The organism is Pseudobacter sp., assembly GCF_051955275.1.
In the GTDB taxonomy this organism is placed as follows: Bacteria; Bacteroidota; Bacteroidia; order Chitinophagales; family Chitinophagaceae; genus Pseudobacter.
In genome coordinates this window covers 1-23,615 of sequence record NZ_JBQCGW010000050.1, presented here as the reverse complement: position 1 = coordinate 23,615, position 23,615 = coordinate 1, and the positions used below count along the sequence as shown (strand labels likewise).

Genomic DNA, 23,615 nt, shown 5'->3' with positions numbered 1-23,615 from the left:
TTGTACTAACATAAACTAACGCTAATGTCTACCCGTAGAAAATTCCTGCAACAGGGAGTGCTCAGTTCCGCAGGGATGCTGGCCACCGGCAAGCTGTTGCAGGCGGCCAATCCGGCACCGGCCGTTACCGGCGGCACAAAACCCATTGTAATCTCCACCTGGAACTTTGCCAAAGCGGCCAATGCAGCTGCCTGGACGGTCCTGAGCAATAATGGCCATGCACTGGATGCGGTTGAAACCGGCGTGAAAGTTCCGGAAGGGGACCCGCTGGTGCGCAGTGTCGGTTATGGCGGCATACCGGACCGTGATGGCCGGGTTACGCTGGACGCCTGTATCATGGACGACAAATACAATTGCGGTTCCGTGATGTGCCTGGAATATATCAAGCATCCCATTTCTGTAGCCAGGCTTATTATGGAGAAAACGCCGCATATCATTCTTACGGGAGAAGGCGCTCTCCGCTTTGCGCTGGCCCATGGTTTCAAAAAGGAAAACCTGCTTACGGAGTGGAGCGAAAACTACTGGAAGGAGTGGCTGAAGAAAAGCAATTATTCACCCGTTAAGAATATTGAAAACCAGCTTTACGATAAGACCAATGATCCCATGCCCGGCGGCAAAGAGAACCATGATACCATCGGCATGCTTGCCCTCGACCAGCAAGGCAGGCTCAGCGGCGCCTGCACCACCAGCGGACTGAGCTTTAAAATGCAGGGACGTGTAGGCGACTCTCCCATCATTGGCGCTGGTTTATACGTAGACCCGGAGGTTGGCGGCGCTACCGCTACCGGTGTGGGAGAAGAGGTGATACGCATTGTTGGTTCCCACCTCATTGTTGAGCTGATGCGCCAGGGCCGCAGCCCGGAAATTGCCTGCAAGGAAGCAGTAGAGCGCATCATCAGCAGGAACCCGGCCAAAGCGAAGGATATCCAGGTGGGATTCCTGGCCATGAACAGGAACGGGGAATACGGCGCATATGCATTACAGACAGGTTTCACTTTCCACGTGAGGTCGAATGCCGAAGACCAGTTTCATACTGCAAAGAATATTTACTAATCAACCAAACATATTATGCCCAAAGCAATTCTCGAAGTCTGCGCTTTCAATCTACAATCCTGCATGATCGCTGAAAAAGCGGGCGCTTACCGCGTTGAGCTCTGCGACAATCCCGTGGAAGGCGGTACCACGCCCAGTTACGGTACCATCAAACGTACGCGCGAGCGCATCTCCATCAAGCTCTATCCTATCCTCCGCCCTCGCTGCGGAAATTATTATTACGATGAAGATGAAATCGAGATCCTCAAACAGGATATTGCTGTCTGCAGGGAACTGGGCTGCGATGGGATTTCCATTGGCGTGCAAAAGATCAATGGTGAAATTGATATAGAGAGGCTGAAGGAATTCGTGGAGCTGGCCGGTCCCATGGGCGTTACCTGTAATCGCGCATTTGATGCTACTCCCGATCCCTTCCAGGCACTGGAGGATATCATCGCGGCAGGCTGTGAGCGCATACTTACATCCGGACAGTTAAGCGGCGCGCCCGAAGCCGGCGAGCTGCTCGGCAAACTGGTGAAGCAGGCTGGGGACAGGATCATCATCATGCCAGGTGCAGGTATCCGCGCCTCCAATATCAAAAAGCTGATGGAAGAATCCGGAGCGAAGGAATATCATGGCTCGGTGAGAAAGGCAACAGTGAACCCGATGAGCTTCAGCAACCCGCTGGTAACGGATTTCGGCAATGTATATCTGCCGGATGAGGAAGAGCTGAGAGGGATCTTAGCGGCTATGGCGTAATAAATTACTCAGTGTGTGGCCAGTCGCTCGCGGGGGCGCGGGTGACTGGCCACAGCGAGATTATTATTGTACACTTTACTTCTTCAGTAATTCTTTCACCGCTGCTTCCAGCTGCGGATCTTTACCTGCGAGGAATAATTCATAACTCAACGGAACCAATACATCCGGCTCCAGTTGCAGGTTCTCCACCGGACGGTCTTCCTTCCCTATCACAGCGATCATGGGGATACCGAATACGATCGTAGGATCGATCTGTGTTTCCCACCATACGGCAGTTCCGGTGCCCGGCACAGGCATGCCCACCAGTTTACCGATGCCATTGTTCTTATAGGCATACGGGAAGAGATGTGCATCACTGTAGTTCCCTTCACTCATGAGCACGATGCTGGGCTTGGTCCAGCGATCCAGCGGATCAGGAACAGGCAGCCTGTTGCTCTGTGGCGCGAAATTGAAATAGGCTTTGCCACTCAGGAAAGTATTGAGATCATTGTGCAGCCAGCCCCCGCCATTGAAACGGGTGTCAACCACCAGTCCCTGCTTTTCGCGGTGTTTGCCCATCACTTCATCCACTACGGTCCTGTAGCTGCCATCGTTCATACCCTGTACATGTACATAACCGAGTTTACCACCACTCAAACTGTCAACCAGGTCACTCATTTTCTTCACCCAGCGTTTATAGAGCAGGCCGGCTTCTTCATCACCGGAGATGGGTTTTACTGTTTGCTCCCAGCGCGTGTTTGTTGTGGGGTCAAGCAGGCTGAGTAATACATCCTGTCCTGTTCTCCTGTTCATCAGCGCATCCCAGTCAGTTGCCGGAGAGATCAGCGTACCATCGATCTTTTCAATGATATGGCCTGCGCGGGCCTTGCTGCTGGCTTTATGCAGGGGACCGCCTTTGATCACTTCACCGATCTTCACACCATTGCCGGTGAAAGTTTCATCAGCCAGTATCCCGATGCTTGATGTATTATCAGGGTTGGCGTTCACAGGTCTGTAACGTCCACCAGTATGCGATCCGTTCAGTTCACCCAGCAATTCACTCAGCAGTTCCTGGAAATCGTAGTTATTTGAAATATGCGGCAGGAATTTCGCGTAGTCTTTTTTGTATTGCTCCCAGTTGATACCATGTAGTTTGGGATCATAGAACTTGGCTTTCACCTGGCGCCAGGCGTGGTTGAAAATGTATTCGCGTTCGCCGGCATTGTTCACGATCATCTCTCCGTTGATGGTCACGGGTGTTACCTTGCCCATCTCATCCACTTTCATCAGTCCACCCCTGTTTGACACAAAAAGGCTTTTGCCATCCTTGCTCATTTTGATGCTGCCACCGGTGCTGCCCAGTTTGGCAAGCATGCGTGTCTGATTGGTACGGGGTTCAGCAACCCAAAGATCAAAGCCACGCTCCAGTGCGGCGAGGTAATATACTTTGCTGCCATCAGGACTGAGCACATAGTCGCTGATACTGGCGCTGTTGAGCGTAAGCCTTTGCATGCGGCTGTCGAGATCGCTGAGGTCCGGGCTCCAGGAGCGGATGGCGGAATCACGTTTCTCACCTGCTTTTTTAACAGCAGAATCAGCAGCCGGTTTACTCTTCGTGAGCTTGTCTTCTTTTTCTTTCAGCAGATCGAAATCTTCTTTGCTCAGCTGGTAACGGTCGAATGCTTCCTGGTCGAAGAACATGGCATAGATATCCATTTCACGCGATCCCTGGAAGGCCAGTGATTTGCGGCCCTCTTTGAAGTTGGCCCAGGTAATGGCTTTGCCACCCAGCGCCCATTTAGGGCGGGTTTCACCGAATCCACTCTTCACAGGATGCAGGATGGTACCTGTACCATCCGCTTTTATCAGGGCAGCATTACCGCCACCGAAACCAAAGTACTGGTCAGAAGCGAGGAGATATTTGCTATCAGGGCTCCAGTTGAAATCGATATCACCATCGGCATAACTGTAGTTCCTTCCCTGGGGAATCAGGGTGCGTGATTTCTTAGTTGCGAGATTGTACACACGCAGCACATTCCTGTTCTCCCAGTAAGCCACTTCTTTTCCATCGGGAGAGAATTTGGGCAGGAATTCTTCTGCTGCGGTTGCCAGGAGCGGCTCTTCTTTCAATACTGTTGAAGCAAAGAAATAAGGCTCTTCCTTTCTTTCAATTTTACAGGTGTAAATATCCCAGTTATCGTTGCGCTCTGCGGCATAGATCAGGGTTTTACCATCAGGGGCCCAGTCCACCATACGCTCCTGTTCAGGCGTATTGGTGATACGTTTGGTCTGGTTACCTTCCACACTGGTCACAAAGATCTCACCCCTGGTAACAAAGGCAATCTCCTTACCATCGGGGCTCAGCGCAAACTCAGTGACGTTGCCGTTCACCGGCAGGATCTTTTCAACTGCGGCACGGCCATCGTTGAAGATATTTACGGTCACTTTTTGCGGGCGGCCCCCTTCCTTCAGCGTATAGATATCCCCGTTATAAGTGAAACAGAGCGTATTATCAGCGGACTTCGACAGATGACGGACGGGATGATCCTTGAAGCTGGTCAGTTGTTCCATTTTAGCCGGATCGGTAAGGGATGCTTTGAAGAGATTCTGAGAGATGCCGCCCTTTTCGCTCAGGTAATATGCATTGTTATTATCGGCGAAAAGCGGTTCGCGGTCTTCTCCACTATAAGTGGAAATTTTACGGTAAGTATTGGGTTTGATGGAATACACCCAGATATCGCGGGTTACAGAAGAAGTATGGTGTTTGCGCCAGGGATCTTCATATCCTTTGCGGTCTTCAAAAATGATCTGTGTACCATCATTATTATATTTTGCCATATCCATACCCGCAGCGCTCACCAGCAATGGCCTTCCGCCTTTGACTGGCACCTGGTACAGGTTACGGAACAAACGTGGTGAAGGGAACCTTACACTGGTGGCAGGTGCATTCTTGCCGCTGCCAAACAGTACCTGGCTGTTATCCCTGCTGAAATCGTAGGGATAATCATTGGCGCTGTTGACAGTGAGACGTACCGGCGTACCGCCTGTGGCAGGCATTACAAATACATCGAAATTTCCATAGCGGTCGCTGGCAAAAGCGATGGTTTTTCCATCATGGCTCCAGACGGGCATCATATCGTGTGCTTCGTGGATGGTGAGCGGCGTGGCCGTTCCACCAGTGGCATCTACACGATAGAGGTCGCCCTTGTAACCGAATACAATTGATTTTCCGTCGGGAGAAATACTGGGATATCGCAGCCAGAGGGCATTGCCCTGGGCATGGATAGCTGTGTAAAAACTCAATGAGAGTAAAACAGATAGAATGTAACGCATGGGGTGTGAATTTTCTCCCGGCTAAAGTAAAAATTTCAACAACGTTGCAAATATTTATTCCATCAACGGGGAATATCGGGGTATGAACAGTTGAAATCACCTATTTCACCACCGGAAAGGCCACGATCCTCAGTTTGGTGCAGCCATACGGCACCAGGGTAATGGTTTCTTCCTGTGGGTCTACCCTTCCCATGAATAATCCGTCACGGGCCGTGACCGGCGTCAACGCGATATCCTGGGCAATGATCCAGCCGGGGATCTTTTTTGCCTGAATGGAAATTTCTATGGGTGCATGCGCCAGGTCCCAGGCAAAATCATCCTGCACAGGTTTTACCGTTTTTATATTCCAGGAGTCGGGCGACTGTTTCAACTGGGATTCCACAATGCCATAGTTCCAGGCATCGGGTGTGTGAACGGTGAAATAATCACCCTGATATTCATCGGTTTCCTGTTTCCAGTTTTCTTTCAATTTCAGTGCATACACCAACGGGCCTCTTTCAACCGTGCGCGAATTGGCACCCCATTGCGAGATCTGCACTTCCATTGGTAATTCAAGGGTGATCCTGTCACCGTTCTTCCACGTACGCAAGAGCGTGACCACCTGTCCACCCTTTTCTGTACGTTCTTTTATACCATTAATGCTGATTACAGCTGCCTTACACCAGGCAGGAATGCGAAGACTGAATGGAAAGTTTGCAACTGAAGCCGTGCTGATCTCAAATTGAATTGAATTGTCAAACGGATAGCTGGTTGATTCTTTAATGGTGACCGGCGTTCTGGATCTCCCAAGTTTCGCAGTCACTTCAGAAGGACTGTAATGAAGCGCCGCGATCCCATCATCGGGTGTTCCAAACCAGAGATGGGTGGTGAATTTGGTCCAGCCCTGGTGCATATTCTCCAGGCAGCAGGTATAACCGCTGCGCATGCCCAGCACATTGTTCATTTCCCGGTCAAATGGTAAAGAGAAAGTGAATACACCACGTTTGATATGCACCTGGTTGGCGATCTGGAAGTATTGTTTGTTATTGTAATCAACGGTGGTCTGTGCAGGAAGTCCATTGAAGGTGGCGCGCTCCAGCGCATCCATATACCTGGTATCTCCAGTAATGCCGATGATGGTTTCAAGGGAGAACATGGCTTCCACGATGGCACAGAGCTCCGTACCCTGTGTAGGCAGGTTGCCATGAAGGTCTTCATCCGCCGAGAAGCAGCCAAACGGCAATCCATGTAATGTCATCAGATCGCGGAAACCTGTATGCAGGGCCTGCAGGTAACGTTTATCGCCGGTGCGCTGGTATTGCACGGCAGGATCTTTCAATGCCATGCCCACATTCACACCATGCCTGGTCATCCATTTCTCATCATTCTGGTAAGTGGCGGCATTGATCACCCAGTCGCGGCCCGCAAAGAAACGGCTCCAGGGAATGGTTTGCTGTTGCAGCAGTGCTGACAGTTTCAGGAGCTCGGGTTGTTTTGTTTTACTGTACAGCCATTGCACCATCAGGGCATTGTCCATTCCGCGCGCTTCGGCCCATTCAGTCCATTTGGATAAGGGACAACCCTTCAGGGTCTGCAACTGGTACCGGAAATATTTTGTCATGAAAGCAAGAACACGCTTGTCTTCCGTTGCGGAATAATATTGCTGCAGCACTTTCAGCATCACCATTTTGGGCCACCAGTCTTCTCCATTGTTGCAATCCGCAGCAGTGATGGTGATGCCGGTCTCCCGCTCCTGTTTGGTAATTGGACCGAAATAACCGGATGGGCGCTGATGGTCCAGCACCCAGTTGATGTATTTCATCGTATGCTGCTTGAGGCTATCGTCTTCGAGTAACCATGCCAGTGGCACTGCGCCATCCAGCCAGTAGGGCGTGGCTTCCCAGCCATCTCCTTTGCCGCCAAGCCAGCCATTGCCGCGGATCTTCTTATGTATGCTGTCCAGGTGGCCTGTGCTGCCATTGCGCATCAGCTGCAACTGGTGCAGCAACCACCCTTTCGGCTTTACAGCTCCGAGCGGAAGCTCTTTATACGCAGATAGTTGAAAACTGCCGGAAGAAGAAAATTCCTGGGCAGGCAGACTGCTACTCCCCATCAACAGGCAAAACAACAACTGCATTTGCCTCCCAGGTAATTTTCCGACTGCCCTGCTAACGACTGCTGCTAAATGTTTGAAGGCGATGAAATACATATCTGTACATTTATTACAATTTACCTCTTTATGATGCTCGAAGCGCGGCAAACCAGTCTTGCTTCCAGGATGATCTTCCGGGCCGGGTTTTGGTAGCGGTCGGCGGATTGCAGTTCACTGAACAGTAATTCAGCAGCCTTCTCTCCCATGGTGACCGTCTGCTGGTTCACGGATGACAGTGCAGGTGTCAGAAATTCGCAGAACTGTTCATTGGCAAATCCGATGACAGCGATCTCTTCCGGAATGCGGATCCCTGCATCCTTGATACATTGCATGGCGCCCAGCGCGGTAAAGTCTTCCACTGCAAACACAGCATCCGGTGCTCCGGACAGGCCCAGTAACTGCTGCATGCATTCCCTGCCGGATTCGATGCTCACTTTTCCATACACGATGGCATCATCATTCACGGCAATGCCATGCACATTCAGCGCATCGATATACCCTTTCAGGCGCTGGTTGAAGATACTCACATGCTGTTGCCCCCCGATATGCGCGATCCTTCTGCACCCCTGTTCTATCAGGTGTTTGGTGGCCGCAAAAGCTCCTGCATAATCATCGATCACTACGGAAGGCACGCCGAGAGAATCCATCGCCCTGTCGAACAGCACCAGGGGTACGCCGCGTTTTTTGATCTCCAGGTAATGATCGGCATTGATGGTTTCTTTGGAAACCGAGGCCAGCACGCCATCCACCTGCGATTGCAGGAATGCCTGGACTCCTTTCTTTTCCAGTTCATACATTTCGTTGGACTGGTAAATGAGCACACTGTAATTGTTCTGCGTGGCGATGCGCTCGATCCCATGGATCACAGATCCGAAAAAATTGATCTCCGCACTGGGGATGATCACACCCAGGAGTTTGGTCCGGCCCAACCGGAGCGAGCTCGCGATCCGGTTAGGCTGGTAGTGCAGCTTTGCAGCTGTTTCTTTCACGCGTTTGCGGGTGCTCTCACTGATGCCGGGATGATCGTTCAATGCACGCGACACAGTAGCAGCGGTGATCTTCAGCTCCCGCGCAATATCTTCAATGGTAACCCTGGTAATCATAGTCCTTACTGACGTACGGAAAACTTATATACGGATACGGTAACATAGTTTGCACCCGGCTTTAATACTGTAGATGGAAATGAGGGCTGGTTGGGCGAATCAGGGAAATGCTGCGTTTCCAGGCAGAAGGCTGTTCTGTACTCATCTTTCGCCCCCTGCTTCAATGTATTTTTTCCTGCCATGAAATTGCCGCCATAGAATTGCAGCCCTGGCTCCTCAGTGAAAACTTCCATCACGATGCCCGATTTATCCCCCACCACCCGGGCAGCGGGTTTCAATCCTGATCCGTTCAGTACGAAATTGTGGTCATACCCACCGCCATTCTTCAGTTGCTCATTGGCTTCATTCCACCTGGAACCGATAGTTACAGGTTTTGTGAAATCGAAAGGTGTACCTGCCACAGGCGCAAGTTCTCCGGTTGGGATCAGTGTTGAATCCACCGGTGTGTACCGTTCCGCATCGATGGTGAGCAGGTGATCACCGATACTGCCACTGCCCTCTCCATTCAGGTTAAAATACGCATGATTGGTGAGATTCACAATGGTGGTCTTGTCTGTGGTGGCAGCATACTGCATGCGCAGTTCATTGTTTTCTGTCAGCGAATAAATAATACTGACGGTGAGATTACCGGGATACCCTTCTTCTCCGTCTTTGGATAAATAAGAGAGTTTCAGCGTTGAATCGTTCAGCTGTTCTGCATCCCATACCACCGCTGAAAATCCTTTCCTGCCTCCGTGCAGGGTATTCACCCCATTGTTGATGAATAAGGAATATTGTTTGCCTTCCAGTGTAAATTTCCCTTTCGCGATCCTGTTGCCATATCTGCCGATACTGGCCCCGAAGTAAGCGTCATCGGGACCTGCATAATCCTGTACAGACCCGAGGCCGATAGCCACATCTATGAAATTGCCGGCACTGTCGGGCACCCACAATCCCACCAGCCTGCCACCAAAATTGGTGAAGCAGGCAGTAACGCCATTGCTGTTCTTCAAGGTGTACAGCCTGGTTTGTTTACCATCGATGCTGGCCTGGAACTTTGTGCTGTCAGGCAGTTGGATGCTTCTGACGGCTGCAGTGTGTTCCGGCTGCTTCGCTTCATCTGCACAGGAGCCTGTAAAAACAGAAGGCAGGGCGAGCAGCAAGGCAATTGAAAAATTATTCCTGCGCATGTATAAAATTTATTTCTTCTTAAATTTTGTTTCCAGCATTTTGATGAAGTAGCCGCCCACCACGCTCCTGGCCACGAAACCAACCATCATGCCGTTGGTGGTTTCATGCCAGTCGCTAAGCGGTACGCGGGTACTTGTTTCCACCGCGTATCTGAACACAGGGCTGGTCAGCGCTTTGAAATCCTGCTGCTTGTCTGCCAGCGTTGCCGTCCATATGATCCAGTCTGATTTTGTATAGGTTTTGCGGCTATCGAGCGGTAAGCCATAGGTCTGCTGTTTACCGAGATAGTATTGTACTTCTTTACGGTAAACTTCCTGCGGAAATAATTGCAGGTCCAGCAGTTTATCCCAGACCAGGTTGTACTTCTGGCTCCAGGTACCCTTACCATCGAATGTAAGCGCATAATGATCACCGTTATCAGCAAGCTCCATCCATCGTTTTACAAAGCCGTTGGCCAGTTGCTGGTACTTATCCGCCACAGCCGTTTCATTCAGCTGCCGGGCCAGCCGGGCATAGACGCCCAGCGCTACGATGGCTTTCACGGAGAGGTTTGCATTGCGCGCCAGATGACCTGCGAAGTCATCCGTACACAACTGGTTGGCAGGATCGAAGCCAGCCTGTGCCAGGTATTCCGCCCAGGTGCTGATGGTTTTCCAGTGCTTTTTTGCATAGGCGGCATTCCCTTCTGCTTTCGCAATAGCTCCCGCAAGAATGATCATATTACCCGATTCTTCCACCGGCATATCTTCTCCGTATGTTTGTCCATTTCCGATCGGGTAAGTGCCTATATCATGCGCCGCAAAAGGCTTGGTCCATTTACCACTCTCGCTGTAATAAAAGATGCCATTCATCATTCCTTTCAGCAGCCCGGGATTATAGAGCAGATATAATGGAGCTGAGGGATAGGTTATATCCACCGTATTGATGCTGCCATTGCTGAAATTTTCTTTGGAAAGAAACAGCAATTCGCCCTGCGGGCTCTTCACCAGTTTATGTGCTGCGATGCTCTGGCGGTATGCCAGCTCACACAAGCGGGCATATTCATTGCCGCCCACCGCTACCGCATCTGCACGCATTTTCTGATTGAATGCAGCACATTGCTGCAAGGTAGTGGTATGATCTTTGGCTGCGGCGGCCATCAGCTGTTCAATGCTGAGGCCTGATTGTTTCCACCAGGCTTTGAGGTCCTGACCGAAGAACTGCACGGAGTACAGATCATCATAACCAAGCAGGATCAGTTGTTCCTTTGGCGCATTCACAGCTCCTAACCGGATGATAGTATTCAATGAAAGTTGTTTGCCCGTTGCGGCCTGTTGCGTTACTGCATCAAAGGCATGTTCCTGCGGACGGGAGTCCGTTATGGACTGCTGTACCTGTTTTGCGGCAGGAACAGCTACATAGAAATATCCCCAGTCGATCCGCACATCATCTCCCTTTGTTTTCAGTACAGGTTGGGCAGTAGTGCCCACCTTCAGCAGGCTGAGCCCACTGGCACTGTACTGCGATGCTGTCACTTCCTGGTCTGGTTTGTTGACGGCAAGATCCGAACTGGCGCCGAGGTACAACTGCACATCATGTGCTTTGCCATCATTTGATTGCGCGCGGGTATCGATATAAGAAACGGGTCTGGACACAAGATCAAGGTTATTCAGCAGCAATGGAGAAGTGAACTGTAAAGTCAGGTCCACCTTACCACAGGTGAAACTGTAAGTGGTTTGAGTGGCGCTGATATGTACACTTTTCTGAATAGCAGCCTGCACTGCAGATGGTGCTCCCATGAAACGGTAGAGTTGCCCATCTACTTTAAGGATACCAGTCAGGGCCAGTGATTTTCCTGTCCAGTGTGTGGTGGAACTGTTCGATAATGTGTCGCTTGCAGACCAGATGCTGAAATAAGGATCATGTGTGATCAATGGGTACGCAGGCGCTGACCGCTGTGCCGGCAAAGAACCGGCCAGCAGGCAAAAGACAAAGCCTGATATTATTTTTTTCATGGAGCATTTATTGTTTGGCGAGCGTAACAAGTTTGGTCTGGTACAAGGGTTGGTGCACGGCTTTCAGCTGTGCTGCGGGGATCTTGAATTGTTTCCTGTCGTAGGTAAGCAGGCCATTCGTCTCAATCTCCACATCTGTGGTTTGTGTATACACGGCGGCAGACAATCCTTTTTCGATCAGGTGCGGAATGCGCTGCATCAGTTCTGCATAACGCTTGTAAAGCTCCTGGCTGTTCCTGTAACTCTGGTACCCCCAGTTGTCTTTCTCCTGCCAGGTATGTCCTTCCAGTGGCAGTCCCAGTCCACCGAACTCGCCCAGCACCAGGATGCGGTCTGCACCGAACAGGTCGGGGCGCGGCATGCTGGGATCGGGATAATGGTGCAGGTCCATGATATGTCCTACCGGCTCAAAATTACCGCCGCTGGCGCTGTTCACCAGCCTGGAAGGGTCATTTCGCATCGTCCATTCCGTTATATCCTTTGTTTTATACTGTCCCCATGCTTCATTGAAAGGAACCCATACCACAATACTGGGGAAGTGATGGAACTGCTGCATGATCTCATTCCATTCGGCACGGTAGATCTTATCGGAGGCATCGGTACGTTGCTTATCGGAGGCACGGCCATAGGAACCGGGATCGGGCTCCCAACTATTGCCCAGGTCGCCGCTCGGCATATCCTGCCAAACCAGTAAACCCAGTTCATCGCAGTAGCGGTACCAGCGCGCTGGTTCTAATTTTACATGTTTACGGATCATATTGAAGCCCATTTCCTTCGTTTGCACGATATCGAATTTCAGGGCTTCATCGGTGGGTGCGGTGTACAATCCATCGGGCCACCAGCCCTGATCGAGCGGCCCGTACTGAAATACAAATTCATTATTGAGCAGCATGCGCTGGATGCCATTATTGTCTTTTCCCATGGAGATCTTGCGCATGGCGAAATAACTGGCAACGGTATCGATGATTTTACCTTTACGTAAGACAGCAAATTTCAGATCATAGAGCACCGGATTGGAAGGGCTCCATAACACAGGGTTATCGATATTCAAAGCCCCCTCACTGTTTACCGGCACAGTTTGTTCCGCTATCTTCTGGTTATCCTTAAAGGCTGTAATGCGCACCTGGTCACCATCCTGAGAACTCTTAACTTCAGTGGAAACAACCAGTTTCTTTTTATCGATATCCGGTGTTTGTTTTATATTACTGATATAGGTGGGAGCAACGGCTTCGATCCATACCGTTTGCCAGATGCCCGTCACCGGAGTATACCAGATGCCATGAGGTTTTACCACCTGCTTGCCTCTTGGCTGCGGGCCTTCGTCGGAAGGGTCCCATACCCGGACGGTAACAGTCTGTGATCCTGATTTTTTCAATGCGCTGGTAATATCAAATGAAAAGGCTGTATAGCCACCTTTATGATTGCCGATCTCCTGTCCATTCACAAATACGGTACAATCCCAGTCCACTGCTCCGAAATGCAGCAGTACATTGTGCTTTTTGAAATCCGCCGGTACTGTAAAATTTCTTTCGTACCAGAGCACACTGTCTTTTCCCACTTTTCTTTCAACACCTGATAACGCTGATTCAACAGCAAAGGGAACCAGTATTGGGCCTTCGAACGCAGCGGGCTTACCCTGCAGGGATGCCGGCTGGATATTGTATTGCCAGAGGCCATTTAGGTTCATCCATTTACTGCGCACCATCTGAGGCCGCGGATAGTCAGGCAGTGGCTTGTCCGCTTTTACCTGCTCCGCCCAGGGGGTAAGGATCCTGTTTCGTTTAACTGTCCAGTCCTGCGCAAAAAGATTGGCGCCGGCACATAGTAATCCAATCAGGAGGCTGTACTTCTTCATCATTATGAAAGTTTAGAAATTGAAAACAAACGCATCACCTCATCAGAAGCTCAGCTTCACCAGTGGTGAGAAGATCCTGTCTTCCACTCCATCGATCTTAAGCCCGATGCGTGCGAAAATATAGTTCTGCGCAGGCGTCATTCCCGGAATGTTCACGGAGAGTGTAACATTGGCGGGATCAGTGATATCGGCGCCGTTCACGGAAGCCGAACCATTATTATCGGTGCCAGACACAAAGGATGTTCTGTTTATGTAGAGTGCTACATTCTCTATATTTTTTCCGGAGGCGTCTGTAATGATCTTCTCCAGACCGAAGCTGGCATTCACTTTCCCGCCCCCGGCCGTCAGTTGTACATTCCGGATCATAAAATACGGTGTTACTTCCAGGTCCTGTGTATGATTGCCGCTGATATTGATCACAACGGTATCCGGCCTGCCCTGAGGAGTTTTTTTCCATTGGAAAGGTCCCTGTCCTTCAGGCACAACCAATTTGTACTCGCCGTTGAAGAGCAGCATGGAGTAACTGCCGTCCTGCTTGAAGGTATTGCCCATGGGGCCTGTTTTTCCGAAGCCATACTGGTATAGTTCGAAGGGTACTTTATCGTGTTCCACGCCTATCGGTTCTCCCTTGTACACCAGTTTGCCGGTAAGGCTTGCCGATGGCGCTTCGTAATTATCTTTTTTGCAGCTCACTGCAATTGTGCAGCCTGCCAGCAATATGATGGATATGAGTTTTACTTTCATGATCATGCCATTGAATGATGAACAATTACTGATTCGGCTGCCTTACGATCTTTGGATTGCTGGCCCGCACTTCATCACTGATGAAAGAATAATAATTGCCAAGCTGGAAATTATTGGTACCTGTGACCAGCGCCGGCAGCACAATTTTGAACAGCCACTTGCCATGATTGGGATCACCAGGAGCATGGTACTTGTATGGCCATAAAGCCCAGGGCTGCGTGCTCCTCTTATTGGCTTTGCCGATATTGGTGACCAGTTCGGCAGCAGTCATCCTGTTGCCATCCCAGACCTGGTGCGCCAGCCTCCAGCGTTTCATATCAAAGAGGATATGTCCTTCAAAAGCCAGCTCCACCCTGCGTTCGTGCACAATGCGATCGAAGGTTATCTGTGCAGCTGTCAGGTCAATTGTGAACCCGGCCCGCTTTCTTACTTCATTGAGATATCCGGCCGCTTCATCCTTCCTGTTCAGCTCAAAGGCCGCTTCTGCTGCATTCAGCAGCACTTCTGCAAAACGATATCGGATGAAAGGCACTTCACTGTTGGTACCACGGGAGCCAGCACCCGGTGTGGGATCCAGGTATTTCCGGATATAGAAGCCGGACTGTGCCGTGAATTCTTTTGCATTGATGGGACCATCGAAACCTACCACCTGCACAGGGGTGGCGCTGCCGGGCAAAGGCTTCTGCGCGCCACGGTCGTCACCGGACACAATGGTACCATTGTTCAGTTGCACACCTGCCCAGATATCAACCGGACGGTTCTTGAAGCTGGATCCGGGTAGTATAACGGTAGCGGCTAAACGCGGATCACGGCCCGCAAACAGATCAGTGGGATTATTGTAGAAGATGGGATTGCCACCGCCATCTGTTATGGGCAGCGGGGCAAATGTATTATCGAGTTTCTCAAAGGCCTGCACCAGGTTGAGCGATGGATTGATCCTTCCCCCCTCTTCTTCCTCAGCTCCATATCGTGGCTGGTTCCAGCCGGTGAAATAATGCACTTTGCCGCTTCTGAGCCGGTAATCCTCTGTGAAGATGGGCTCAGGATTGGTGCCTTTGTCCAGGAAGATATACGTGAAGTTCTCAACAGGATCAGGCTTTGCTTTATAGAGCGCATATGCACCTGCACTGCCATTGATGATGTCTTTGGCCAAACTGAGCGCCTTCTCATAATAAGCATCAGCCTTATCAGCAGGAATGCCTACTTCCCCACCGGGCAGTGTAACGGATGGCGTAACATTGCCATACCGGGCAATGGAACCCGCGTACACGGCGGCCCTTGCAGCCATTGCCAGTGCTGCACCTTTGGTAGCTCTGCTCTTGATTGTGGCATTCGCCGGCAACTGGTCTTTGATAGCCTCTGCTTCTGCTATGACAAAATCATACATCTCAGATTCTTTCGCACGGGGGAATTGTAAAGAAGCAGGATCGCTGCCCAGTTCATAGTACAATGATTTCAGGATGAGTGGCACACCACCCATTCGCTTGGTCATTTCAAAATAAAAATTGGCACGCAGGAAACGTCCCTCTGCAATGAAACGGCTCTTGTCTGACTCTTCCAGTTTGGTAGCGGCAGTAGCCCGTTCTAAAAAGAGATTTACATCGCGGATATAACCGTAATCCCAGGTACCCCATTCGCCAAATCCCCAGCCTGTTCTTTTTACAAAGAATTCCTGGTCGTTCTGGCTGGGAAAGCTTTCACTGAAATCGGCAAAGCTCTGCCAGCTGTCGAAGTTGGTGAAATCCAGCTGCCGGTTGTAGAGGTCAGCCAGGATGGATAGAACCTGTGATGGCTCCGAGAAAGCCTGTTCATTGGTGAGGATAGAGTTGGAAGGGACATTCAGAAAATCCTTGTCCTTCATGCATGCTGATGATCCCAGCAGCAGCGATATGGTTGTCAGTTTAATGATCTTGTTCATCGTCTTCATTTTTGCAATACTTAAAATGAGAGATTGATACCTACGTTGAGGATCCTGTTCTGAGGGAACTGCAAGCCATTCTCTTCCGCTATTTCAGGGTCTACATCAAACTTATTGAGATTGCTCAGCGTAAAGAGATTGTAGGTATTGATATACACGCGGGCGCGCTGCATTTTCAGTTTGGATATCAGGTGGCCCGGAAGCGCATATCCCAGCTCGATAGTTCTGGCGCGGAGGTACTTCACATTATGCGCCCAGAAATCCGAGTCACGGTAGTTGCTGTGATCGCCATTGTTAAAGCGGTTGGCAGGATATTTTCCGGGGATCCATTTGCTGTTGGGGTCACGCATATCCTCACGGTGCCAGCGGTCCAGGAAGATGGTATTGAGGTTGCCATCATTCTGGAAGGCCCATCTTGTTTCCCAGCTCTGAAACCAGGTGAAGCCCGCGGAGCCGGAGAAATCAGCATGGAAGTCGAAGCTCTTATAGCTCAGTCCGAAATTGAAACCATAACTGATATTGGGTTGAGTGCCCCTGCCGTAGCCGATGGGACGCATATCATATCCATCGATCTTATTATCTCCGTTAAGGTCAGCATAGATGAGGTCTCCCGGAAGCAAAGTGGTATTGCCTTTGCCATCGATATTGACCGGATAACCGGTGATCTCTTCCATGCTCTGGAACTGTCCGATGGTCTGCAGTCCCCAGTCGATCCGCAGGAAACGGTTCTCCATGGAATTCCTGTACTGGTCCCATGAGTGGAAAAATACAGGGTTGTAGGAAGAAAGGAATTTGCCTCTTGTATACATTACATTACCTCCCACACTGAAGTTCAGCTTTCCGATAGTTCCTGTATAGTTCAATGCGGCTTCCTGTCCGAACTGTGCATCACTGTTGATGCTTTCATCAGGCAGCGCGTAACCGATCTCCAGTGGTACCAGCCTGTCCTGCTTGCGGCCACGGAGCTTGGTGCGCTTGCGGTAGAAATATTCCACACTACCGGTGAGCTTGCCGTTCAGCAAACTGAAATCAAGACCGATATTGGTAATGGCGCTTCTGATCCAGGTGATATTGTTGATGGGAACGCCTTTATCGCGGGTGCCCAGTACTGCCTGTCCATCGAGGATGGCAGTGGGCTGTCCGTAATTGTAACCTTCGATATAAGCAAAAGGAGGAACGATGGGATCGCCGTTTGCCTGTTTATCATCACCCAGTACGCCCCATGATGCCCGGAGCTTGAGGTCGGTTAAAATGTTCTGATCTCCCAGTAATTTCTGCACAAATTTCTCTCCGGTAATTCTCCAGGCGGCAGACACGGAAGGAAAATAACCCACGCGGTTATTGGGAGCAAAGAGATAACTCGCATCACGCCTGCCTGCCAGGTCAAGGAAGTAGCGGTTATCATATCCGTAACTCACGCGGCCGATATAACCGATCCTTGCTTCACGGTCATCACTGTCGTTATACGTATCGGCGGTATTGAAATAGATCAGTGGCAGTACGTTGGAGCTGGGCACGGAGTGGATCCAGTTGCGAAGGCGCTGGTTCTTGATGCGCTCCGCTACCAGGGTGGCGCTGATGCTGTGCAGCCCGAAAGTCTGGTTATAGCTGAGTTGCACCTGGGTATTGTAATTCACCTGTTTAATCTGTTCGCGTTCGCGCCAGGGGTTGGTACTGCCGCCGGTTGGACTGTAAGTATTGTTACCAACATCATAAGTATAGGTCTTGTAGGTATACTCGTGGTTATTGAGCAGGTGGTCTGCATAGTAGTAGGAGAAGATGCCGCTCAGCACCAGTCCTTTTACATACGGGATCTGGTACTCTGCCGTGAAGTTGCTTTGCAATACACGCCAGTCGCTTTTGTAACGGCCTGCATATTTTTTATTGAGATAGGCCCAGTTGGTTTCATTGTGTTTGATATCGTTGAGGTACTCAGGATTATCGTTTGCATAAGGTCTTTCCAGGGGTGTATTGCGCAGGATGGCGAAGCGGGCGAGCCAGTAATCATCCTGGTAGGGCACACCTGGATTTTCTCTCGTTTCAATGCGGCCATTCACCTGCATGCCGAGTTTGAGCCTGTTGGAGATCTTTGCCGTTACATTCGATTGCATGTTATTGCGTTCGAAGGTGAACTCGCGGCCCAGTACGGAATTCTGCCAGAGTCGTGTACCCGAGAGATAATACTGAATGCGGTCTGATCCGCCGGAAGCATTCACATTGAGTGAATACATAGGCGCATCTTTCTTTACGATAAAGTCTTTCCAGTCGAAGCTCTGGTAGCCACGCTCAGTGCCTGCCTGGTATTTCGCCAATTCTTCGTCGGTTATATTGGTACTGCCATAGCGGTTGATCTCTGCTTCGGCGCGGTATTTCATGTAATCGTATGAGCTGGTAAGCACATCAGGGAAGCTGGTCCAGTTCTGTGTACCCACATATCCATCCACATTGAAGGTATTGCGGGCACCCATCTTACCTTTTTTGGTGGTGACCACCACTACGCCGTTGGCGGCCCGAACGCCGTAAACCGCTGCTGATGCGTCTTTCAGCACAGTAACGCTTTCGATATCGTTTGGCGCCAGGTTATTGAACTGACCGGCATCCTGTTGTATGCCATCGATTACATAGAGCGGTGTTCCCATGTTACGGATCTGGATGGTGGCCGCAGAACCGGGCCTTCCATCAGGCATCCGGAAAGAAACACCCGGGATCTTTCCTGCCAGTCCGCTGCTGACCGTAGAGCCACCATGAACGCGTTCCATGTCTTTGGCCGTGATGGTGGAGATGGCACCGGTAAGACTTTCCTTCTTTTTAGCTGCATAACCGATCACCACCACTTCGCCCATATCGCGCCGGTCGCGCTCCAGCGTGATCTCCAGGCTTGCCTGGTTACCGGGTGTAATGGTTTGCGTAAGAAAGCCTACCGAAGAGATTTCGAGGGCGCTGGTATTTTTACGGAGACGGATGGAGAAGCTGCCATCGGCAGCCGTGATGGTGGCATTCTTAGTGCCTTTCTCCAGCACCGTCACCTGCCCGAGGCCAATGCCGGTACTGTCTTTTACAATACCTCGTATAATGGTACCCGTTGTGTCCTTCGGACTAACAGCGATCAATACAGCATTGTCTTTACTGAGTTTTGTTGTATCCTGTGCAGCTGCAGGAAAACAGAAGAGAAAGAGGAATAAGGCTGCCAGTAAGGTGCGGCTGATCTGCCATGGGTGCATGGCGATACCGTATGCAATTCCCGGCTGGGATTGCCATGAATGAACTTTCATACAGCAATCAATTGTTAGTTAAGTAATGGTTGCAAACGTTTACACGATTTTTTTCAGTGATAATGGTTACTTTTAAATCGATTCATGAAATAACGATTGCTTTTTCAATACGACCATTCCATGCGTATCATTATTTATACAAAATGTTGCATGCTGTTTCTGCTGCTTGCTGTTTTATCAGCAAATGCACAATCGTATTATTCCAGGCATTATCAGACGGAGAATGGTCTCAGTAATAATTCAGTGACCTGCAGCCTGCAGGACAGGAAAGGATTTCTCTGGTTCGGCACCAAGGAAGGGCTCAATCGTTTTGACGGCTACCAGTTCAGATTATTTCAGCTGGGTGAAGATAAAGGCACACCGGGCCGCGATCTGATCTTCAGTCTGTTTCTCGATCCCGAAGGTGTAATGTGGGTAGGCGCAGAAAAAGGCCTGTACCGGTTCAATGAAGAAAGCGAGAAGCTGGTCCGGTTCTTCAACAATGTAACCGGTGTGAACAATATCAGGATGGACCACAGCGGACAGATGTGGTTCATGAGCGGCCGCACTGTTTGCCGTTACAACTTCAACACCAGACAACTCAAACGTTTCGATGAGCGCATATACATCACCGCTACAACGCTCTGTACTGCTGACAACGGTGATATGTGGTTCGCCTCGCTGGATGGCGCACTGCAGCGTTTTGATACTGTTTCTGAAACATTCAAACGCTACCCCTTAAGGTCCGGGAGCTGGCCGATGGCCAGTTGTTATATCGAAAGAATAGTGTCTGGCGATAATGGCACCCTTTTCATCGGCACCAGTTGCCAGGGCCTGAAACAATTTGATATTGCTACGGGAAGCTTCAAACAGATCCTGACGTACAACCCTGACAAGACCACTATCTATGTGCGTGATATTCTCCGGTATGCACCCGGTGAATACTGGCTGGCCACCGAGTCAGGTATCTTCATCATGAAAGAGAACGGGGAACTGGTGAACCTGAAGAAAAAATTCCTGGACCCCTACTCACTTGCAGACAATGCCGTGTACACTTTGTGTAAGGACCGTGAAGGCGGTGTATGGGCAGGCACTTTCTTCGGCGGCATCAATTATTTTCCAAAACAGAATACTTCCTTCAAAAAATATTACCCTGATAATTCAGCAAATTCAATCAGCGGCAATGCCGTGCGCGAGATCTGTGAAGACAATGATGGCAATATCTGGATCGGTACGGAGGATGCCGGTCTGAATAAGCTCAACCGCCGTACGGGCGTTATTACCAGTTTCCATCCTACCGGATTGCCGGGCAGCATCTCCTATTACAATATCCATGGACTGCTGGTAGATGGTAATGATCTCTGGATAGGCACGCATGAACATGGGATCGACCTGATGGACATCCGGACCGGTAAAGTGAAGCGGCATTATGATGCGGGCATGGGTCCGAAGCAACTGAGGAATAATTTCGGTCTCTGCTTCCTCAAATCCAAAGCAGGCATCGTGTATGCGGGTACGGGTAATCATCTGTATCGTTATGATACGGAAAATGATGGCTGGGACAGGGAAGCGGCTGTACCTGGCGGCATTAACGTTTCTACCCTCCTGGAAGACAGCCGCCAGACCATCTGGGCGGGCACGCACGGCTGGGGCGTGTACTGGTTCAACCCGGCGACGGGTGTGAAAGGAGCCTTGAAAAACGATCCGGAAAACAGCAATAGCCTTGCCGGCAATGCCATCAACTCCATCTGCGAGAGCAGCGATGGACGGTTATGGTTTGCTACAGAAGGATCAGGCTTTTGTTCCATGAGTGCAGACCGGAAAAAGTTTACAAGGTATACTACTGCCAACGGTCTTCCGAGTAACTATATTTTCAAGATCACGGAAGACAATAACAAGCATCTCTGGGTAAGCACTTCGCGGGGGTTAGTGGATTTTGATCCTGCCACCGGCAAAATGATCGTATACCGGAAATCCAATGGCCTGCTGAATGACCAGTTCAATTATCATTCAGGTTTCAAAGACTCCGAAGGCACCATGTATTTCGGGAGCATCAAAGGTATGGTAACTTTCAGACCTGAAACATTTACCCGTAATGTGATGGTGACCCCTGTATACCTCACGGGAATACAGGTACATAACAAAGAATTGGTGGTGCATGCCGACAGTTCAGCACTGAAACAATCTATCCTTCATACGGGAAGAATAGAACTGCCCGCAGATCAGTCGAGTATCAGCATCGATTTTGCAGCGCTCAGTTTTACCGCACCTGATATCACCAGTTACAGTTATAAGATGGAGGGGCTTGAAAAAAACTGGACCACCATCAATACCAACCGGAAAGTTTATTTCACCAATATACCACCGGGAGAATATACGTTTCATGTGAAAGCGGGGATCAATGATCAATGGGGACAGGAAGCAAAACCGCTGGTGATCCGTATTATGCCACCCTGGTATCGCACCACCTGGGCCTACCTGGTGTATGGATTATTACTGGGAAGTCTTGCCTGGTATCTCTTCCAGACCTATCATAAAAGGATTGAAGTGCAAAAGGAGAAAGAGATCTATGAAGCCAAGTTCGATTTCTTCACCAATGTGGCGCATGAGATCAAAACTCCTTTGACGCTTATAAAAGGGCCGGTGGAAAACCTGATGGAAAAACTGGACGAGCTGCCGGTGATCAGGGAGGATGTGCTTATGATGGACAGGAATACCAACCGCCTGCTCACACTGGTATCGCAGATCCTTGATTTCAGGCAGACGGAAACCAGGGGCTTCAGTATCGAGTTTGCAAAAGTGGAAATAGATACCCTGTTACAGGAAATCTATTCCAATTTCGCCCCACTGGCGAAGAAACGCAACCTGTCCTATACCATCGAAATGCCTGAAGAACATATTTCCATCATGGCTGATGAAGAGGCTTTGCAAAAGATATTGAGCAATCTTTTCAGTAATGGCGTGAAATATGCAGAGACAGCCATGTGGGTGAAACTGCTGCCAGTGAAAAAAGACGATCAGTTTGTGCAGATTGAGATCAGCACTGATGGACCACCGGTACCGGCCGATCTCCGGGAAAGGATCTTTGAGCCGTTCTACCGGCTCAAACAGAATGTAAAACAAAAAGGGACCGGTATCGGACTGACGCTGGCCCGTTCCCTGGCGGAATTGCACAAAGGTGAGCTCTATCTGAAAGAACAAACAGGCATGCAGAATACTTTTGTACTGAAACTGCCGCTGGCCAATACATAAAGAAAAAACCTAACCAACCTGCCTATGCAACCTATCATTCTACTGGTAGACGATGAAGAAGAGATACTGGATTTCCTGGAAAGGATCCTCCATACCAAATATACGATCCTCAAAGCTGCGGATGGCCGTGAAGCCCTGCGGGTGCTGGAAGCGGAGCCAGTTCAGTTAGTCATCAGTGATGTGATGATGCCTGTGATGGATGGTTTTGAATTGTGCAAAATGATCAAATCCAACTTCGAGTATTCACATATTCCTGTAATGCTGCTCACGGCTAAAAACACCATTCAGTCGAAAGTGGAAGGGCTTGAGCTCGGGGCCGATGCCTATATAGAAAAACCCTTTTCCAAAGAGCACCTGATGGCGCAGATAGCCAGCCTGCTGAACAACCGTGCCATGCTCCGCAACTTCTTTACCAGTTCGCCCCTGGCGCATATCCAGAGCATGGCACATACCAAAGCGGATGAGCGATTCCTGGAACAATTGAATGAAGCCATTTACAAACACCTGGAAGAGGAAGATCTGAACGTGGAGCAACTGGCCAGGTTCATGAATATGAGCCGCATTACCTTGTACCGTAAGATCAAAGCTGTTTCTGAACTGAGCCCGCTGGAGTTCATCAATATCATCCGGCTGAAGCGATCTGCGGAACTGCTGACAAGCGGAGAGTACAGGATCTATGAAATTGCAGCGATGGTGGGATTCAGCTCCCAGAGCAATTTTGCGCGGAATTTCCAGCGGCAGTTCAATATGACGCCTACTGAATACCAGCAACAGAAGGCACAGGAGCGGAAAAAGAACTGATTGAACCCATACGCCAGACGCCCGTTTCATACGGAATCATTACATTTAGAATACAAATCAACGACCATGAAAAAAATGCTTGCAAGCACTACAGTTGTACTGAGCCTGCTGTTGACCAGCGCTTCTTCCTTTGCACAGAAACTGGATGGCGCCTGGAAAATGGTGAGCACCGGCACCGTGGAAACCGTATGCGTGATAGAAGACAATTATTTCATGCAGACCACCTTCGACAAGACCAATAAATTATTCATCGGCACCACCGGCGGCACCATGAAAGTAAATGACAATGGCAG

The 23,615-nt window shown here is 50.0% G+C and carries 14 protein-coding genes; 5 read left to right on the top strand and 9 right to left on the bottom strand.

All coding sequences use genetic code 11. The annotated features are described in order from the left end of the window. Positions 1-24: 24 nt before the first annotated feature. Both ACTHMC_RS05030 and ACTHMC_RS05025 read left to right on the top strand, forming a co-directional pair. Positions 25-1,053, top strand: a complete 1,029-nt coding sequence (locus ACTHMC_RS05030; RefSeq protein ID WP_440411395.1) for a N(4)-(beta-N-acetylglucosaminyl)-L-asparaginase — start codon at positions 25-27, stop codon at positions 1,051-1,053. Between the two features lie 15 nt (positions 1,054-1,068). Beyond that, entirely contained in the window at positions 1,069-1,791 is a 723-nt protein-coding gene (locus ACTHMC_RS05025; protein WP_440411394.1) for a copper homeostasis protein CutC, read from the top strand. 75 nt (positions 1,792-1,866) lie between these two features. On the opposite strand, the gene ACTHMC_RS05020 is transcribed toward ACTHMC_RS05025, so the two are convergent. The 9 genes from ACTHMC_RS05020 to ACTHMC_RS04980 all read right to left on the bottom strand — a co-directional run bounded on the left by ACTHMC_RS05020 (position 1,867) and on the right by ACTHMC_RS04980 (position 19,290). Then, positions 1,867-5,103: a S41 family peptidase gene (locus tag ACTHMC_RS05020; RefSeq protein ID WP_440411393.1), complete on the bottom strand. Its 3,237-nt coding sequence runs from the start codon at positions 5,101-5,103 to the stop codon at positions 1,867-1,869. A 100-nt stretch (positions 5,104-5,203) separates the two neighbouring features. Beyond that, a complete protein-coding gene (locus tag ACTHMC_RS05015; RefSeq protein WP_440411392.1) occupies positions 5,204-7,219 on the bottom strand; it encodes a beta-L-arabinofuranosidase domain-containing protein in 2,016 nt (671 codons plus the stop codon). Between the two features lie 92 nt (positions 7,220-7,311). Continuing rightward, a complete protein-coding gene (locus tag ACTHMC_RS05010) occupies positions 7,312-8,337 on the bottom strand; it encodes a LacI family DNA-binding transcriptional regulator (RefSeq protein WP_440411391.1) in 1,026 nt (341 codons plus the stop codon). 5 nt (positions 8,338-8,342) lie between these two features. After that, positions 8,343-9,506, bottom strand: a complete 1,164-nt coding sequence (locus ACTHMC_RS05005) for an aldose epimerase family protein (protein ID WP_440411390.1) — start codon at positions 9,504-9,506, stop codon at positions 8,343-8,345. A gap of 9 nt (positions 9,507-9,515) precedes the next feature. After that, complete coding sequence (locus ACTHMC_RS05000; protein ID WP_440411388.1) at positions 9,516-11,501, bottom strand: glutaminase domain-containing protein; 1,986 nt, start codon at positions 11,499-11,501, stop codon at positions 9,516-9,518. Between the two features lie 7 nt (positions 11,502-11,508). Continuing rightward, positions 11,509-13,359, bottom strand: coding sequence for a glycoside hydrolase family 2 protein (locus ACTHMC_RS04995; RefSeq protein ID WP_440411386.1), 1,851 nt, complete (start codon positions 13,357-13,359; stop codon positions 11,509-11,511). Between the two features lie 39 nt (positions 13,360-13,398). After that, entirely contained in the window at positions 13,399-14,100 is a 702-nt protein-coding gene (locus tag ACTHMC_RS04990) for a DUF3823 domain-containing protein (RefSeq protein ID WP_440411384.1), read from the bottom strand. A 25-nt stretch (positions 14,101-14,125) separates the two neighbouring features. After that, positions 14,126-16,018: a RagB/SusD family nutrient uptake outer membrane protein gene (locus tag ACTHMC_RS04985; protein WP_440411382.1), complete on the bottom strand. Its 1,893-nt coding sequence runs from the start codon at positions 16,016-16,018 to the stop codon at positions 14,126-14,128. A gap of 20 nt (positions 16,019-16,038) precedes the next feature. Beyond that, the gene (locus tag ACTHMC_RS04980) at positions 16,039-19,290 is read right to left on the bottom strand and encodes a SusC/RagA family TonB-linked outer membrane protein (protein WP_440411380.1); all 3,252 of its coding nucleotides are present in this window, start codon (positions 19,288-19,290) and stop codon (positions 16,039-16,041) included. A gap of 150 nt (positions 19,291-19,440) precedes the next feature. Between ACTHMC_RS04980 and ACTHMC_RS04975 the strand changes: the two genes are divergently transcribed. The 3 genes from ACTHMC_RS04975 to ACTHMC_RS04965 form a co-directional block, all read left to right on the top strand. Beyond that, on the top strand, positions 19,441-22,521 hold the full coding sequence (locus ACTHMC_RS04975; RefSeq protein WP_440411378.1) for a two-component regulator propeller domain-containing protein: 3,081 nt from the start codon (positions 19,441-19,443) through the stop codon (positions 22,519-22,521). Positions 22,522-22,545: 24 nt separating this feature from the next. Beyond that, positions 22,546-23,322, top strand: coding sequence for a response regulator transcription factor (locus ACTHMC_RS04970; RefSeq protein ID WP_440411376.1), 777 nt, complete (start codon positions 22,546-22,548; stop codon positions 23,320-23,322). A 66-nt stretch (positions 23,323-23,388) separates the two neighbouring features. Beyond that, a partial coding sequence (locus ACTHMC_RS04965) for a hypothetical protein (protein WP_440411375.1) occupies positions 23,389-23,615 on the top strand: 227 nt, incomplete at its 3' end.

Bases quoted from the DNA above. Each gene is read 5' to 3' on its own strand.
- ACTHMC_RS05005 (WP_440411390.1), bottom strand. From the start codon at position 9,506: ATGCGCAGGAATAATTTTTCAATTGCCTTGCTGCTCGCCCTGCCTTCT.
- ACTHMC_RS04980 (WP_440411380.1), bottom strand. From the start codon at position 19,290: ATGAAAGTTCATTCATGGCAATCCCAGCCGGGAATTGCATACGGTATC.
- ACTHMC_RS05015 (WP_440411392.1), bottom strand. From the start codon at position 7,219: ATGCAGTTGTTGTTTTGCCTGTTGATGGGGAGTAGCAGTCTGCCTGCC.
- ACTHMC_RS05020 (WP_440411393.1), bottom strand. From the start codon at position 5,103: ATGCGTTACATTCTATCTGTTTTACTCTCATTGAGTTTTTACACAGCT.
- ACTHMC_RS04985 (WP_440411382.1), bottom strand. From the start codon at position 16,018: ATGAACAAGATCATTAAACTGACAACCATATCGCTGCTGCTGGGATCA.
- ACTHMC_RS05025 (WP_440411394.1), top strand. From the start codon at position 1,069: ATGCCCAAAGCAATTCTCGAAGTCTGCGCTTTCAATCTACAATCCTGC.
- ACTHMC_RS04995 (WP_440411386.1), bottom strand. From the start codon at position 13,359: ATGATGAAGAAGTACAGCCTCCTGATTGGATTACTATGTGCCGGCGCC.
- ACTHMC_RS05010 (WP_440411391.1), bottom strand. From the start codon at position 8,337: ATGATTACCAGGGTTACCATTGAAGATATTGCGCGGGAGCTGAAGATC.
- ACTHMC_RS05030 (WP_440411395.1), top strand. From the start codon at position 25: ATGTCTACCCGTAGAAAATTCCTGCAACAGGGAGTGCTCAGTTCCGCA.
- ACTHMC_RS04970 (WP_440411376.1), top strand. From the start codon at position 22,546: ATGCAACCTATCATTCTACTGGTAGACGATGAAGAAGAGATACTGGAT.
- ACTHMC_RS04975 (WP_440411378.1), top strand. From the start codon at position 19,441: ATGCTGTTTCTGCTGCTTGCTGTTTTATCAGCAAATGCACAATCGTAT.
- ACTHMC_RS05000 (WP_440411388.1), bottom strand. From the start codon at position 11,501: ATGAAAAAAATAATATCAGGCTTTGTCTTTTGCCTGCTGGCCGGTTCT.
- ACTHMC_RS04990 (WP_440411384.1), bottom strand. From the start codon at position 14,100: ATGAAAGTAAAACTCATATCCATCATATTGCTGGCAGGCTGCACAATT.